Here is a 14738-nt window from a genome sequence, read left to right as displayed (position 1 = left end):
GAAGATCGCCGCAGCCACCCTGGCAGCAACCATGACCCTTTCCCTCGGCGCTGTTCAGGCCAACGCCGCAACCAACGAGATGCGCGGCACGGGCGACGACCGCGTCTGCGTTCTGACCCTCGATGGCCAGAAGAACAAGATCGAGGTCGCACCGGCCAAGGTTGACGAAAAGGTCAAGGACATCCTCCCGGACAACAAGAACGGCCTGGTGCGCACCAGCGCTGACCTCGGCCAGGCTTTCGGCTCCTCCGACCAGGAGCTCATCAACGGCGCCAACAACCTCGAGGCCATCGACGCCTGCAAGAAAGGCGTGGACTACAAGACCGCCGATATGACCGCGGGCAAGAAGGCTGCCATCATCGGCTCCACCGTGCTCGCTGTGATCTTGACAATCGCTGGTCTGGCATCGCCGTTCGTCGGCCCGATGATCCAGCAGTTCCTCCCGCGCTAATCTTTGCGACGACACCAAGCGGCCGTTCCTCACCGAACGGCCGCTTTTTCGCTGCCCGGCGCCGATAGTTGGTGCGCCCCCAGTTGTCCGCAATGCGGAGTCCGCAACGCTCGCGGCACCTGCGGTGCCTGCGGTGCCCCGAACAGGGGTGACGAAATTCCCTTTCGGCGACCGTAATTGTCACCCGCCATACATGGGAATATCTTCATAAGTGGAACCTGTTTTTCCCCTGTCCAAGAATTGGAGTTTCCCTGTGAAGAAGATCGCCGCAGCCACCCTGGCAGCAACCATGGCCCTTTCCCTCGGCGCTGTTGACGCCAACGCTGCGTCCAACACGATGACCAAGGTCCAGGGCCGCAACGCCTGCAACATGACCTTTGACAAGCCGTCCAACATCGAATACACGAACGGTCTCAAGGACCCGGTCAAGGTTAAGAAGCTCCTGGACTCGGATAAGGCCAATAACCTTATCGACTCCGCCCAGACCTCCTCCAAGATTGGCGAGGCTTTCGGCTCCTCCGACGAGACCTCCGTCAATGACGCAAATAACCTCGCTGCACTCCGCGCTTGCGCCCAGGGCGAGACTTTCAAGTCCCAGCCGATCACTGACAGCGAGAAGGCCGGCATCATCGCAGGCACCGTCATCTCCGCTCTGGTCCTGATCGGTGGCGTTCTCGCCCCGGTCGTCGGCCCGATGATCCAGCAGTTCCTGCCGTTCTAATTTCGCCTTAGAACACCAAAGCCGCTCCGGCTACGACCGGAGCGGCTTTTTTCGTTGGCACATACCAACGGTTGGCGCGAGCCCAATTGTCCGCAATGCGGAGTCCGCAACCCCCGTGCGGACCCTGCGCGCGTCACATAAACATCTGCCAGATGGCGACGCCCATGATGATCACACCGAGAACGAACACGAAGATCGTTTCGGGTTTGTTGGCAAAGCGGCGGAAGGCCTTGGCGTTGCGGAAGAGCAGCATCGGCACGATGTACACCAGGAAGGTGATGAATACGCCGCCGACGACAGAGATCAGGTCCAGGATGGACGGGTTGACCACGGCTGCAGCAACGGTGGTGACGAACACGAAGACGTAAATGCCCCAGCGCATTGCCTTGGGGCTGATGCGGTCCGCGAACTTCGGGGCGACGGCGCGTACCAGGTAGGTGGTGCCTTCCTCCGCGCCCATGACGTGGCCGAAGTAGGACGAAGCGATCGCGCACAGGGCGACGATGGGGGAGAGCACCGCCAGGAACGGCGCGTGGGTTTCGTTGGCCAGGTAGGACAGGACGGGGATGTTTTGTTCGCGGGCGGCGTCCATGCCGTCGGCACCGAGTGCGAGACTGCAGGACCAGACGAAGAACATGGTGAAGCCGACGAGCATGATCGCGGAGATGGCTTCGATCTTGGAGACGAGCTTTTCGGTGGCCTTCTCGTCGCCATCGAAACGCTTCTGCGCGTCGAGGGCCGCCTGGGAGATCGCCGGCATGTGGCTAAAGGAGAACACGAACACCGGCAGGATCAGCAGCAGCGCCTGCCAGGTTGGGGTGTCGGACTGGTAGGAGCGGAAGCTGGCCAGGTCCCACTGGGGGATGAGGTAGATGGACACGGCCGCGAGCGCGATGATCAGCGGGTAGACCAGGATGTTGGCAAACGCCAGGGTCGCCTTCTTGCCCATGGCGTAGGCGCCGGTGAGCACACCCACGCACAGCGCCGCCACAACCCAGCGCGGCAGCTGCGGCCCGCCCAATTGGTTGACCAGGAAGCTGTCCATCGTGTTGGTGATACTCACGCCGTAGATCAACACGATGGGGTAGATGGATAGCCAGTACATCAGGCCCGTCATCAGGCCACGGGTGCGGCCGGACAGGGCGGTAACCACCTGCAGGACGTCGAGACCCTTCACCGGCGATGCCGACACGATGCGCGAGTACGTGCGGTGCGACATGAACACCATCGGCAGCGCGAGCAGGGAGATGAAGATGAGGGGGAGGATGCCGAACGAGCCGGCGTCAATAGGCAGGAACAGAATGCCCGCACCGACTGCGGTACCGAACAGGGTGATCGCCCAGGACAGGGTGCTGCCGTCGGGCGCGTCAGCGGCACGTTCGGCCTTGATTTGCCGCATGTCCGCATCTGTCAGATGGTCTAAGTTAAATTCACGCGCTGGTGTGGTCAATGTCGCCTTCCTCGCTAGGGGGTGTCATACGCCACAGGGAGCATAGCCCACACCCTTGCTTATCGACGAAAAACGCCCGCGGCCCCAAACCTCGGGGACGCGGGCGTACATGCCGTTTACCGCTTATGCGCGGGGGAGGACTGCCAGCGGGGACACGTCGATGTGCGTGGCAAGGCCACGATCCTCATCGCGGAACCACGCGCGAATCTGGTCGAACAGGTTCATCATGCGGGTTCACCTCCTTTCAAAGCGTGAAGGTTGTTCACCTTCCGTTCATCTTGAGGCAACCCTAGGCCTGGCCAAATAGTTTGTCAACACCAACGATTGGCCCGTGCGAATAATCCCTGCATACACACTAAAAATTAATGTGACACATGTGACTAGAGGAACGGATATGGGTCCCATCCGGTGAAGTACTCGATGCGCTCGCGAGCGATCAGCAGAATCGCTGCCACCACCGCCACCAGCACCACAGCCAGGAACACCCAGCCGATCACCCGGCGCGCACCCACGGGTGCCGTGCCGTCCTCCTCAGGCGACAGGAAGTGGATGCTCAACGAGAACAACGCCGGCAGGCCAGCGCCGAGCAGCAGGCCGGTGCCGAGCACCATCAACAGAGACTTCAGAATTTCAAGCATGACCTATACCTCTTTACTGGTGGTCCAGGCCGCGGGTCGTATCCACGATGTGGGCGGGTTCGCCGCGGTGGGGGGTGGTGGGTTCGTCGATAAGCGAATCGCTCTCCCAGTCATCGTTGACATTGTCGCGGTGCACCGGCTCGCGCTGCGCCACGATGAACATGTAGCCGCCGCCAAGCACAAGCACCACTGCCAACATGATGCCGCCCCACACGGGGTCGCCGCCAAGGTCCGAGACCCAGCGGGCCGCCCACCAGGTGACAAACGCGACGAACGCGGCGATCGGCAGGGTGGTGATCCACGCGATGGCCATGCGGCCGGCAACGCCCCAACGCACCTCGCCCTTCGGGCCCGTCAGGCCGGAGCCCATGATGGAACCGGTGGCGACGTGGGTCGTCGACAAGGCCATGCCCAAGTGCGACGACGTCAGAATGATCGCCGCCGACGACGTCTCCGCAGCCATACCCTGCGGCGGGTGAATCTCCACCAGACCCTTGCCCAGGGTGCGGATCACGCGGAAACCACCCGAGTAGGTGCCAATCGCGATCGCAAGCGCACAGGACGCCTGGATCCAAAACGGCATCGTGTGATCCGAATCAAACTGACCCGCGGCCACCATGGCCAGGAAGATCACACCCATCGTCTTCTGAGCATCCGACGTACCGTGCGCCAACGCCACCAGCGACGCCGTGCCAATCTGGCCCCAACGGAAGTAATTGTCGCGGTGCTCCTTCTCCGCATTCGACGTCAGGCGGTACACCAGCCAGGTGCCAATCATTGCGACGAGACCAGCCACGAACGGCGCAAACAACGCCGGCAGGATGATCTTGTGCAGCACGCCGCCCCATACAACGCCCTGCCAGCCAATCGCCGCGATCGCCGCGCCAATCAGACCGCCGAACAGCGCGTGTGACGACGACGACGGGATGCCGTACAGCCACGTAAACAAATTCCACAGAATGGCGCCCGTCAGGCCCGCGAACACGACCAGCAGGAGCCGCTCCGATTCAACCGTGTCGCTGAGGTCAAACACGTCTAGCTTCACAATGCCGTTGGCCACGGTCTTGGCCACCGCCACCGACAAGAACGCGCCGATGAGGTTCAAAATGCCAGCCAACGCCACAGCCGTCTTCGGCTTCAACGCGCCAGTAGCAATCGACGTCGCCATCGCATTCGCGGTGTCATGGAAGCCATTTGTGAAATCAAAAAACAGCGCCACAACAATAATTAGGACGAGGAGGATAGTGATGCTCACATCCTGGCATTATGCGCCCTAATTAGCACTTAAGAAACTCACGGTCGCGCCATTAACCTCCCGTTTACCAAGCCCTTTGGTGCTACTTTGCTTTACCTGGGGGTTTCCGGTCTACGGCACCTAGCGTTCACCTTCTGGGGGTAGTTAGCCAGCCACGATGTTCCACACAGTGACACCCATGATCACCAACCCCACCACGAGCACAAAGATCGTGTCCGGGCGACGCGCGTAGTGCTTAAACGCTACTGCCTTATGGAACAGCAACACCGGCATGATGTAGACCAAGAACGCAACGAAAATGCCGCCGACCACCGAAATCATGTCCAGAATCGACGGGTTCGCCACCGCCACCAACACCGCGGTGACAAAGACGAAGATGTTGACGGACCAGCGCAGGGTGGTCGTCGATACGCGAGACGCAAAGCCCGGCGCGACCACGCGCACGAGATAGCCGGTGCCCTCCTCCGTCCCCAGGAGGTGACCGAAGTACGACGTGACAATCGCAGCGATGGCAATGATCGGGCTCATCCACGCCATGAACGGCGTATCCGTCTCATTGGCCAGATACGACAGCACCGGCACATTCTGCTCGCGCGCCGCATCCATACCCTCCGCGCCGAGGGCCAACGCGCACGACCACACGAAAAACATGGTGAACGCCACCAGCATCAGCGCGGTGACCAACTCCACCTTGGACACCTCACGCTCGACGGCCTCAACGTCGCCATCCTTCTTCTTCTGCACATCCAACGCGAACTGGCTCAACGCCGCCATGTGGCTGAACGAAAACACCAACACCGGCAGAATCAGCAGCAGGCCCTGCCACACCGGAACATCCGACTCGTAGCCACGGAAACTGGCAAAGTCCCACCGCGGAATGAGATACAACGACACCGCCGCAAGCGCAATGATCAGCGGATACACCAGTGCATTCGCGATCCACAGCGTGATTTTCTTGCCCAACGCGTAGGCACCCGTCATGATGCCCACCGACACCGTGGCCAGCACCCACCGGTCCACCTGCGCGCCACCCAACTGATTGACGATGAAACTGTCCAGCGTGTTCGTAATCGAAATGCCGTAAATCAACACCGTGGGATAAATCCCCAGCCAATACAGCACCGCCGATGCGAACCCCCGCTTGCGGCCCGTCAGCGCCGTGATCACCTGCAGCACATCCAGGCCCTTCACCGGCGACGCCGACACAATGCGCGCATACGTCCGATGCGAGAAAAACACCATCGGAGCAATGAGCAGCGTAGCGACGACCAACGGCCAGAACCCGAAACTCCCCGCATTAATCGGCAAAAACAGGATGCCCGCACCCACGCCCGTGCCGAAAAGCGTGATCACCCAACGCATAAACGAACCGTCGGGCTCGTCACCCTCGCGGTGCTCCTTGATCTGGTCAATGTCCGCGTCGGTGAGGTTGTCCGCGTCGAACTCGTCACGCGCGAGCTCCAGGTGTTCATCGCTGTACTGCTCCGGCAGCTCCGGTTTTGTCATAAAGAATTACGGTACAGACGTTGTCTGCGTCCGGCACGCTGCGTGTTTTTGTGCGGTGGGGTTGTCGGTGGTTCGTGCGGAACGCCAAGGTGAGTCGGGGGCGTTACGTTCATATGCAGGTCTCGATATGCGTAAGTGCCGGTCAGAGCGTTTTCCGAAATTTCGGCCGTTTTCCCCGGAAACCCCGTGACCAGGGGTTACGCATATCGAGACCTGCATATGAAGCCTGGAGGGGCCGGTAGCGGAGCAAGCGCGTCGGCCAGCGCTAGGTTCGGCGGCCGGCACGGTCGGCGAACTCGTCGAGAAGTTCGAGCACGTCGGGGGAGCGCCACCCGCGTTGGCGCTTATCTAACTGCGCGGACACGGCGATCCCGTCGGCTTCCAGGCGCTCGAGTGCGTTGCGGGCGGTCTCCGCTGACACGCTGAACTCTGCGGACACGGCGGCGGTTGTCAGTACGGGGCGCTGCACGAGGAGGTCGAGGACTTGCCAGGCGAGGGCATCGGCACGTGCGGTGAGCAGGCCGTTCCACTCGTTGCGGATCTGCGTGAGCTCTTCTGCCAACCGCGCTCCGCGCCGTGCGGCTTCGATCGATGCCCGGGCGAACAGTTGGACGATGCCATCGACATCACCAGCGCGGTACGCGTCCAGTGCTGCGAAATATCGTGTGGTGTCGGTGAGGAGGCTGGCAGAGATGGGCAGTGCGGTGGTCGTCGCTAAGCAACGGCTCCGCATTAACACGTGGACGAGCGCTCGCCCTGTGCGGCCGTTGCCGTCGGCGAACGGGTGGATCGTTTCAAACTGCGCGTGCGCAATCGCCGCCTGCGCCAGCGCCGGCATGTCGTCGCGCTGCATGAACGCGCCGAGGTCCTTCATCAACGCCTCGAGGTGGCGGTGGTGCGGCGGAACAAACAGAGCGCCGGCGGAGGAGTGGTCGCTACCGCCGATCCAAACCTGCTGGTCACGTAGCCGCCCTGCGATGTTCGGCGAAGACTGCCCCATCAGAATCCGGTGCATCTCCACGATCCCCTGGACGTCCGCCCGCGCGTTCTCCACCGCCGCCGCCATCTGCCGTGTGTTGGCCACGATGAGGTTCGCGTTGGCGCTGCCTCGTCCAGTCACCTCGGCCTCCAGCACTTTCCTTGCCGACGACGTCAGCTTCTCAATCCGACTCGACGCCACCGACTCGCTCCGCAACAACAACGGCGTAAACGGTACGACCCGGTGGGCCTCGGTGGCGTCGAAACGAACCGTCTCAATCGTTGCTGCGTCCAGGACCGTCTGCGTCTCCTGCGACAGTGCAACGCGTTCGTTGGCAATGCGTGGCACCACGGCCGCTGCGTATTGACGCGGCGCATTCCGAATCGCCCGCCGCGAGTACCCAGCAGGCGACGGTGTCCACGGCAGCGTCTCGCTATCAACCTTGGGCCAAGTCATGATTTTGAAACTACCACCAAACTTACGCCCCTAAGTTTGGTGGTTTTCGCGGACCGCCAAGGTTTCGGTGGCCTCGCCGAACCGCCCGTTTCCGTTCATATGCAGGGCTCGATATGCGTAAGTGCCGGTCAGAGTGTTTTCCGAAATTTCGGCCGGTTTTCCCAGAAACGCCGTGACCAGGGGTTACGCATATCGAGACCTGCACATGAAGCCTGGAGAGGCAGCACGGGAGCCGGTACGCTCGGCCCCATGACTCAGCCAACCCGCAGCGCATCGCTTCACGACGACACCACCACCGACCGCCTCACCCAATCCGCCATCGCCGGCGCCCTGATCGCGGTACCCGACTACGTCCGTTCCACCCCGGGTCGCATCTTCGCGTGGACGGCGATCCTCGGCGCGTACGCGGCGGCGGTGGCGAAGTTCGACACCGTCTACGAAGACCCCGACCACGACGTCACCGCCAAGGTGGAGGAGAAGCCCGACACCACGAACCCAAAGGTCACGTGGGGGTTGTTCGCCGGGGGGATCGCGCTGAATGCGCTGGGCCTGCGCCTGCACGTTGTCGTCCAGACGAAGCTCGCCCGCGCACTCGAGCGCCGGGGCGTGAAGAAGCCGCACACGTTGCTCGGCGCCGCATTTGCAGCGCTGATGTTCGCGGCGCTGGAGGCCGCCGCACGGGTCAGGCAGGGGTAGGGGTTCGCGCTGGCGATGACCGACGGTGAGGGCAGGGACGCCCCAACGTCAGCTCCATAACTTCCGCCGCCGGTCTAACACCCTCGTGAGGTCTCTCGCCCGCCGCGGATCGAAATCTGTCGCAGCGACTATTCGCTCCGCCGCGCCATCGGTTACGCGCAAGGCTTGAGCCATGACGCGCTCGGCTGCGCGCTCCGTTAAGCCTATTTCCGCACAGAATGCCCGGAATATCTTGCCACTGATGTTGTCTTTTCGCCCTTGCACTGACAGTGCCATCGTGGAATCCCCATAGGGAATCGTTGACGGGATGTCGTAGATGGGAGACATCGCAGCCCCGTGATCTCCCCAGATCAGCGACATGTTCTTTGCATGAAGGTCACCGTTTCCAGTCAGCCACGCAAGTGCGACTTGGAAGGCGATTGATCGGGCGGTCAAGCTTGGCGACGAACTCACCGCTTTCATCGCCTCCGCCACCTCCTCCATCGCCGGGGTGTACTTTGCGCTCGGGTATAGACCCAAGATCTGCGCGGCATCTTCGACGTGGAGCCGTGTGCCGTTTGACCGGTCGAAGCGGGTGATGAGGAGGCCGGGGCGGCTGGAGTCGTCGATAAGCAACTGCGTCTCAGCGAGTGGATACTTGGCCGCGGCTGCAATGGCAAAGCACTCGGCCTCATTCTCTACAAGCTTCGGGTACTCGGGCGGCGAGATTTTGAGAATGTAATCGGTGCCGTGGCCGCGAACCGGAGCCGCAATAGTGCGTGCTGATGCCTTGTCTTGCACACCGGGAACCGCAATGGGGTCCGCGATGCCTGCGTCAGTGATAGCGGCGGAGAAATCGAGCGGGCCGGACAAATCAATCGCGGCAGAGGCGTGCGTAAGCGGCTGACCGTGCGGAACGATGCTGACATCGCCGACCGTATCGGTACCGACAGCAAGAAGGAGGGAAAGCTCATCGTCAAGTGATGCTTTGACCGTGCGCTTCAACGTAGAGAGGCGTCTCCCCTCCGGCAGAAGGTTGGCAAAAAATGGCGGGAGTGCACCTGCCGAGGTGACGTAGGGCGCGCCACTGATCGGCAGCGTTGAGGCCACAGCCTTCGTGGCGCCCTCCACGTAGTCGAACTCCGTGCGGCCATCGGCATGGGTGGTGAAGTGGCCGACCAGTTCCTCGCCCACGTACACGTCTGCTGCAACAACCGGGGACGTCACAGCAGATCACCCTTATGCACAACAGGTTCGAGGTCGTAACCGAGAATCGCAAGCACCTCGATCACCTTGCCGATCTCCGCCGTCGGCTTGCCATGCTCCAGCTCCCGGAGGAACCGATCCGACACGTCCGCAAGCTCCGCGACCTCCAGTTGGGTCAGCCTCCGCTCCTTGCGCTGAGCGCGCACAAAACTGCCGAGCGCCTCAATGTCCACGCGCCACGCCTCCTCGCCGATCGTATTACGGAACGTTCGCACCGAATCTGTTCCAATAGGTCGTGAGTTTAGCGCAAAACAATGCATTTCGGTGCGTTCGATCCGAATTGGAGGCACGCGCCCTCAATTTTGCGATATTTCCCATCAGATCGGCACGTTCGTTCCGTCGCGGGTGAGCTCGCTGGGTGGTCGCGGTCGCACACGCACAGCCATCCGCCTATCTACGCACCGGCTTAGCCCAGCGGCGCGTAGCCAAAGTCACCGCGCTGCACCTGACTGCGGGCATTCGGGTCGAAGGTTGCGCACAGGGCTGCCGCCACGTAGCGCACACCGCCTGCCGGCGAAGAGGAGCCGACGCGCTCGGCGCAGTTCTCCAGGGCTGGCAGGCCGATACTCTCCCCGGGCGAAGTCATGGAGAAGAAAGACGCGGCCATCATGGTGTTGCCATCGGCGCGCACGTATTCCGAAGAGCCCTTAATAGCTTGCCAAGCAATCGCCCCGACGGGATCGGTGCGGAACTGGTCCCGCTCAGTTGGGGTCAGCTCGGCGTTAGCAGCAGGCACGGACAGTGTTGTGATGAGTAGTGCTGCTGTTGCAGCAAGGAGAGGAAGCTTTTTCATAGGAACACTCTATCTCCCGCGCCACAGTTCTTCTTGGCATTGCCGACCCCGGCTTAACTGATGGCGCTGCGCAACTGTCGAATCTCGGCAGGCCCCACACGGCGCAATGCGGAGTCCGCACGGGATGACGCATCGACGACCTCTACCACCTCAAGCTGAGTCAGCTTGATTTTCGGATTACTCTCAACCACATGGGTTCCCCGAAAACGCTGCAGCTTTTCAGATCCAAGACAACACGCTGACCTCAGACTTGGAGTTCACCAGTCTGTCCGCCGCAGCGGCGTTTCTGGTGGGCGGTTCAGCAAATGGCAGAACGATGTGGCACCTGCAGGATGAACCAACTACCACGTTGGCGGCTTGGGAAGACCGCGAGGGCGACGAAGCCGACCAGCAGGCAGCGCCAATCGGCCCGCTCACACCACCGACCGAAACACACTAAGCCTTAGGACAAATCCCACTCCCGCGCCAGAGTCCCCACCAGATATTTCTGACGGTCGGCGATAACCTCAGGTGTCCACACGGGTTCCTTCAGCACTTGCGTGGTGAGGGCGAATACCGCCACTCCCTGATCAGAGGTGAAGTATTTGTCCTTCTTCACGGCGAAGTCGTAGTTTTGTGCTCGAGAGTTGGAACGGCGGTTAAGCAGCAGCAAGTTGCCTAGGCGGTGCGTCCACTGCTCCGCGTCCTCCTCGGAGAAGTCTCGCGTCCATTGACTCTCCTGCGGAGGGGTCTGGGGGAGTACATGCTCGACAGTGATGATGCGGTGGTCGTATGACGCGCCTGGGTCTTGGGCGAGAACCGAATCGAGTCGCAGCAAAACATACTTGCGCACGCGGGTTGCCAGGTAAAGCTCACCGTCGATGCGGTCGAGCGTCTCTCTTCGCTCGGCATCGGTGAGTTCGAATGCGTTCGCTTGGAGGCCGTCACCCTCGACGAGCTGTTTCAGCAGCTCCATGTAGCGCTGCTGGCGTGGAGTGGCATAGACCCGCCGCAGCAGCATACTTGCCGCCAATCGTTCGAGTTTGGAGATGAATTGCACCAGGAATTCGACGTCTTCCCCGTGTTCTTTGAGTGCCCACAAGGCTGGCGGGCGCCAGTCGTCGTTATCAAGCTGGTCCAGCCGTTTCAGCCAGTTGTTCAATTCCTCCCAACGTGGATCATCACCATGAAAATCCTGGGCAAGCATTCGGATGTCTGCCTTCGCATACGGCTCGAGTACCTCGCGGATGAAGCCTTTCCCATTGTCGGGCAAGTATGCATTGAGCACTTGGTCCGGAAACTCTTGCAGCAGCCCCTTTACGGCGCGAGTACGGGACTTAATGGCGCGGATGTACAAGAACAAGTCGCCGAACTCTTTGCGTCCGAGCTCCTCTTCGAGGTTCTCCCACACCTCAGCATGCTGCTGCTTCTCATGGTCAGCAATCGCGCCCACCACCTGGGATTTGAAAATGTCCTGGGGAGAGAGCGGGAGGCCCCTGGCATTCATCACAGAAAAGATCCGGTACGCGCTGTTCAGGTCCGGCGTTGACACCGTCACGAGGTACGCGCGACCTCCGATGAGTTTGAACAGCTGAGTCAACCGCTCTTGATCCCACTCGGCGAGTTCCTCATGCAGAGCCCGTGCGTTGTTGCGGATCTTCTTTTGGGAATCGGTCTCAGGAGCGTTGTCGCTCAGACCGATGAGCTCCTGAGTTGCACCAGTCGTTTGCACATAATCATGAAAGAACCGAGTGTCTCGAGATCTAATGCGCAGACGCGGTTTAGATGGGACGTTGTCCCATTCCAACGCTTCGGTCTCAATGAGCTTATGGATTGACTGCTGCAAGCTCTGATTGTCGACGAGATCACGCAATAGCGCCAGAAGGATCGTCAACGTTGTGAGTCGTTGCTGCCCGTCAATGACCTCAGAGCGTGGATCACCTGGGGCTTTGACCAACACGATCGAGCCGAGGAAGTACGGCTCCTCCGTGTCACGCTCCAGCGCACCGGACAAATCAGACAGCAGCTGGAGAGATTCCTCGACGCCCCAGGCGTATGGACGCTGGTACTCCGGAATCTCGAATTCGTAATCGCCGGAATGAAAGAGCTTGCCTACGTTGATCTCTTTCGCTTCGATCCGGTTGAGTTCACCCGACACGCTGCTGCTCCTCTGCAATCGATTCAGACTCTGTGCCCCTACCGGCAATTGTATTAGCGTCCCAAACCCCCTAAGCCTCCGGCAGTAGCTCCGAGCGCTCGCCGACGGTTGTCACCACCAGCGCGTCGCGGGCACGCGAGGCCGCCACGTACAGCAGTGAGCGCTCGCGCTGCAGGGCGGCGCGGGCGTCTTCCTCGGAGAGGTTCTTCAGGCGGAAGCGCAGCGGCATGATCTCCTTGCCCACGCCCATGAGGACCACGTGGGTGAACTCCATGCCTTTGGCGCCGTGCATGGTCATCACGGAAACTTGCTCGTGGGAGGCCAGTTCGGCGTTTTTGGTCTGCACGGCGTCGATGCCGTGGTCTGCAAGACCGGCCACCACGCGGGAGAGCTGCCCTCGGGTGCGGCACATCACGCCGACGCGGACTTCCTTGTGCGTGCCCTCCTCGGCCGCACGCTCGGCTTCCTCCAGCCACAAGTTGATCAAGCCGGCGGCTACGGCGAATTCCTCGTCCTCGGACGCCGCGGGCACGATCATTGGCGCCGGCCCGGACCGCGCGGAGCGGTACTTCCCAACGGAATCCTTATCACCCTCCGCGTCCAGGAACTCCATGTCGCCGCCGACCAGGATCCGCAGCGCGTAGTCCAAGTTTTCCTTGGTGGTGCGGTAGTTCAGCGTCAGGCGCTGGGATGCGCGCCCGCGGGTGGAGATACCGAAGTGCGACAGGGTCAGCGGATGGCCGTAGATGCGCTGGTGGGAGTCCTCGGCCAAGAACACATCGTTGGGCCCATGCGCCACACACGCGCGCAAAAACCGCCAGTGCCCGGCGTTGAAGTCTTGGGCCTCGTCGACCACCACGTGGTCGAACAGCGACCCGCCGCCGCGCTCGTAGCGCACGTTCAAAATCTCTGCACCCACGGCGGACATGGTGGGCCAGAACAGCTGGCCGTCGATGGCCTGGGTCTGCATCAGCGACTCCAGCACGGCCCACACCTGCTTGCGCTGCTTGCGGTTCAGCGGAGTGCCACGGCCGGTGCGGGCGACCTTCAGGTACTCCGCCAAAGACACAATCCCGCCAGCCAGCACCACCATCTCGTATTCGGCCTGCAGGAACGCCTCGTTAGCAATCTCGCGCGGCAGCTCCTCCGGGGCGGACTCCACCGCGCCCTCCCACACCTGGCGCGCTGCCATGTCGGTGTACGGGCGCACGCGCGGGGCGGCGACGCCGAGCACGCGCCGGGTGGCCTCTTCAGTCTCCTCCACAGAGCCGAGCGAGACCACCTTGCGCACCACGGCGTCGATGTTGTCCACCCACACGCCGTCCTCGCCGGGTTCGCCGGCCTCCGGGTAGGACGGATTCAACGCGTTGAGCTGGGACTTCAACCCCTGCGCCAGGCCCTTGGTAAACGTGGTCAGCAGCACGCGCGGCCCCGCCCCGGCAACGCGCCCCACGGCCAAGTTGTTCGCGCGGTGCACCGCCACCACCGTCTTGCCGGTACCAGCGCCGCCGAACACGCGCGCGGACCCGGAGTAGGAGTTCTCCGCCATACGGCGCTGCTCCGGGTGGATGTACACGCGCCATTGGTCGAAACTGCCGGACTCGATCACGCTGCGCAGGGACTCGGTGTCCACGTCGTCCACGTACGCGAACTCCAGCTCGGCCGCAGCCTGTCGCAGGCCGGCCAGCAACCGCGCATCCTCGGACTCGGCAGCCTCCGACGCCGAGACCTTGCGCAGCCCCAGCGACTCGCGCGTTTCCTCCACGGAGTATCCCGCCACCAGCGCCAACACAGCCTCGTGCTCCCACTTCGGCCGCGGCGCCAACAGCGCGTCCAGCCCGTCCTCGGACTCGAGTGCGAGCACCTGTTCGGTCAGCGCGGGATCAATGCCCAGCTCGTCCCACAGCATCGAAGGCGTGAGCCCATCCAGCGCCTCACGGGGCGCGGGCGACGGCTTATCCGCGAGCTCCGCAACAACCCCCTGCTCGGCCGCCAGTTCACGCGCGGCCTGGGCGGCAGCCTCCGCCTTCGCCTGCGAGTCCTCCACCGGCGCAGCACTCTCAACCGCATCTTCTTTGATCAGCGTCGTAATACCGTTGATCGGGTTCACGTCCAAGCGCAGCCGCGCCGGGTCCAACCGTTCGGCTTTGAGGTTGCCTTCGTCGTGCGAGTCCACGTCTACAAGCACGAAGTGGTGCGTGTCCTTGTCTTTGATCTCAAAGAGCACCGCGCGGAACTGGTCGTTGATGCGGCCGGTGCGCACGCGCTTGTCCACAGCGTTGGACAGGGTCTTGATCTTCAGCGACGGGTTGGTCGGGTCCACCGAGAGCTTCTGTAGGAAGTTCATCGTCGGCTTCATCAGCGCGCCGTCGAGGTCCAACCCGCTGTACAGGCTAAACGTCACCATGGTG

At 62.0% G+C, this 14738-nt stretch carries 14 protein-coding genes; 4 read left to right on the top strand and 10 right to left on the bottom strand.

From position 1 onward, the window contains the following. Together HMPREF2734_RS00930 and HMPREF2734_RS00925 are read left to right on the top strand one after the other, a co-directional pair. Positions 1 to 451: hypothetical protein (locus HMPREF2734_RS00930; RefSeq protein ID WP_168163588.1), on the top strand; the 451-nt coding region annotated here is incomplete at its 5' end. A gap of 253 nt (positions 452 to 704) precedes the next feature. Further along, complete coding sequence (locus tag HMPREF2734_RS00925) at positions 705 to 1172, top strand: hypothetical protein (RefSeq protein WP_070484567.1); 468 nt, start codon at positions 705 to 707, stop codon at positions 1170 to 1172. Positions 1173 to 1305: 133 nt separating this feature from the next. On the opposite strand, the gene HMPREF2734_RS00920 is transcribed toward HMPREF2734_RS00925, so the two are convergent. The 5 genes from HMPREF2734_RS00920 to HMPREF2734_RS00900 form a co-directional block, all read right to left on the bottom strand. Then, the gene (locus HMPREF2734_RS00920; RefSeq protein ID WP_070568370.1) at positions 1306 to 2571 is read right to left on the bottom strand and encodes an amino acid permease; all 1266 of its coding nucleotides are present in this window, start codon (positions 2569 to 2571) and stop codon (positions 1306 to 1308) included. A 431-nt stretch (positions 2572 to 3002) separates the two neighbouring features. Then, positions 3003 to 3260: a hypothetical protein gene (locus tag HMPREF2734_RS00915; protein ID WP_070422082.1), complete on the bottom strand. Its 258-nt coding sequence runs from the start codon at positions 3258 to 3260 to the stop codon at positions 3003 to 3005. A gap of 13 nt (positions 3261 to 3273) precedes the next feature. Further along, the gene (locus HMPREF2734_RS00910) at positions 3274 to 4515 is read right to left on the bottom strand and encodes an inorganic phosphate transporter (protein WP_083308000.1); all 1242 of its coding nucleotides are present in this window, start codon (positions 4513 to 4515) and stop codon (positions 3274 to 3276) included. 144 nt (positions 4516 to 4659) lie between these two features. After that, the gene (locus HMPREF2734_RS00905) at positions 4660 to 6021 is read right to left on the bottom strand and encodes an SLC5/6 family protein (protein WP_070568367.1); all 1362 of its coding nucleotides are present in this window, start codon (positions 6019 to 6021) and stop codon (positions 4660 to 4662) included. A gap of 265 nt (positions 6022 to 6286) precedes the next feature. Continuing rightward, positions 6287 to 7456, bottom strand: a complete 1170-nt coding sequence (locus tag HMPREF2734_RS00900) for a Fic family protein (protein WP_070568364.1) — start codon at positions 7454 to 7456, stop codon at positions 6287 to 6289. Positions 7457 to 7705: 249 nt separating this feature from the next. On the opposite strand from HMPREF2734_RS00900, the gene HMPREF2734_RS00895 reads away from it, so the two are divergent. Beyond that, positions 7706 to 8152, top strand: a complete 447-nt coding sequence (locus HMPREF2734_RS00895) for a hypothetical protein (RefSeq protein ID WP_070568362.1) — start codon at positions 7706 to 7708, stop codon at positions 8150 to 8152. A 48-nt stretch (positions 8153 to 8200) separates the two neighbouring features. On the opposite strand, the gene HMPREF2734_RS00890 is transcribed toward HMPREF2734_RS00895, so the two are convergent. The 3 genes from HMPREF2734_RS00890 to HMPREF2734_RS00880 form a co-directional block, all read right to left on the bottom strand. Next, positions 8201 to 9358: a type II toxin-antitoxin system HipA family toxin gene (locus tag HMPREF2734_RS00890; protein ID WP_070568359.1), complete on the bottom strand. Its 1158-nt coding sequence runs from the start codon at positions 9356 to 9358 to the stop codon at positions 8201 to 8203. Next, entirely contained in the window at positions 9355 to 9612 is a 258-nt protein-coding gene (locus HMPREF2734_RS00885; protein ID WP_246816749.1) for a helix-turn-helix transcriptional regulator, read from the bottom strand. The genes HMPREF2734_RS00890 and HMPREF2734_RS00885 overlap by 4 nt, the downstream gene beginning before the upstream one ends. Positions 9613 to 9803: 191 nt before the next feature. Further along, positions 9804 to 10190: a hypothetical protein gene (locus tag HMPREF2734_RS00880; RefSeq protein WP_070568356.1), complete on the bottom strand. Its 387-nt coding sequence runs from the start codon at positions 10188 to 10190 to the stop codon at positions 9804 to 9806. Between the two features lie 223 nt (positions 10191 to 10413). Between HMPREF2734_RS00880 and HMPREF2734_RS11440 the strand changes: the two genes are divergently transcribed. Continuing rightward, positions 10414 to 10629: a DUF4357 domain-containing protein gene (locus HMPREF2734_RS11440; protein ID WP_083307997.1), complete on the top strand. Its 216-nt coding sequence runs from the start codon at positions 10414 to 10416 to the stop codon at positions 10627 to 10629. A gap of 3 nt (positions 10630 to 10632) precedes the next feature. Here the strand turns inward: HMPREF2734_RS11440 and HMPREF2734_RS00875 are convergent, their stop codons facing one another. Beyond that, positions 10633 to 12327: a DUF262 domain-containing protein gene (locus HMPREF2734_RS00875; RefSeq protein ID WP_070568353.1), complete on the bottom strand. Its 1695-nt coding sequence runs from the start codon at positions 12325 to 12327 to the stop codon at positions 10633 to 10635. 70 nt (positions 12328 to 12397) lie between these two features. Continuing rightward, complete coding sequence (locus tag HMPREF2734_RS00870) at positions 12398 to 14734, bottom strand: 3'-5' exonuclease (RefSeq protein WP_070568350.1); 2337 nt, start codon at positions 14732 to 14734, stop codon at positions 12398 to 12400. Positions 14735 to 14738: the final 4 nt, after the last annotated feature.

It is taken from the genome of Corynebacterium sp. HMSC055D05 (assembly GCF_001810365.1).
Lineage (GTDB): Bacteria > Actinomycetota > Actinomycetes > Mycobacteriales > Mycobacteriaceae > Corynebacterium > Corynebacterium coyleae.
This window is presented reverse-complemented; position numbering and strand designations above follow the sequence as displayed.

What these genes read in the sequence shown, in the direction of transcription:
- HMPREF2734_RS00895 (WP_070568362.1), top strand. Translation starts at nt 7,706, where the DNA reads ATGACTCAGCCAACCCGCAGCGCATCGCTTCACGACGACACCACCACC.
- HMPREF2734_RS00915 (WP_070422082.1), bottom strand. Translation starts at nt 3,260, where the DNA reads ATGCTTGAAATTCTGAAGTCTCTGTTGATGGTGCTCGGCACCGGCCTG.
- HMPREF2734_RS00900 (WP_070568364.1), bottom strand. Translation starts at nt 7,456, where the DNA reads ATGACTTGGCCCAAGGTTGATAGCGAGACGCTGCCGTGGACACCGTCG.
- HMPREF2734_RS00905 (WP_070568367.1), bottom strand. Translation starts at nt 6,021, where the DNA reads ATGACAAAACCGGAGCTGCCGGAGCAGTACAGCGATGAACACCTGGAG.
- HMPREF2734_RS00920 (WP_070568370.1), bottom strand. Translation starts at nt 2,571, where the DNA reads ATGCGGCAAATCAAGGCCGAACGTGCCGCTGACGCGCCCGACGGCAGC.
- HMPREF2734_RS00880 (WP_070568356.1), bottom strand. Translation starts at nt 10,190, where the DNA reads ATGAAAAAGCTTCCTCTCCTTGCTGCAACAGCAGCACTACTCATCACA.
- HMPREF2734_RS00870 (WP_070568350.1), bottom strand. Translation starts at nt 14,734, where the DNA reads ATGGTGACGTTTAGCCTGTACAGCGGGTTGGACCTCGACGGCGCGCTG.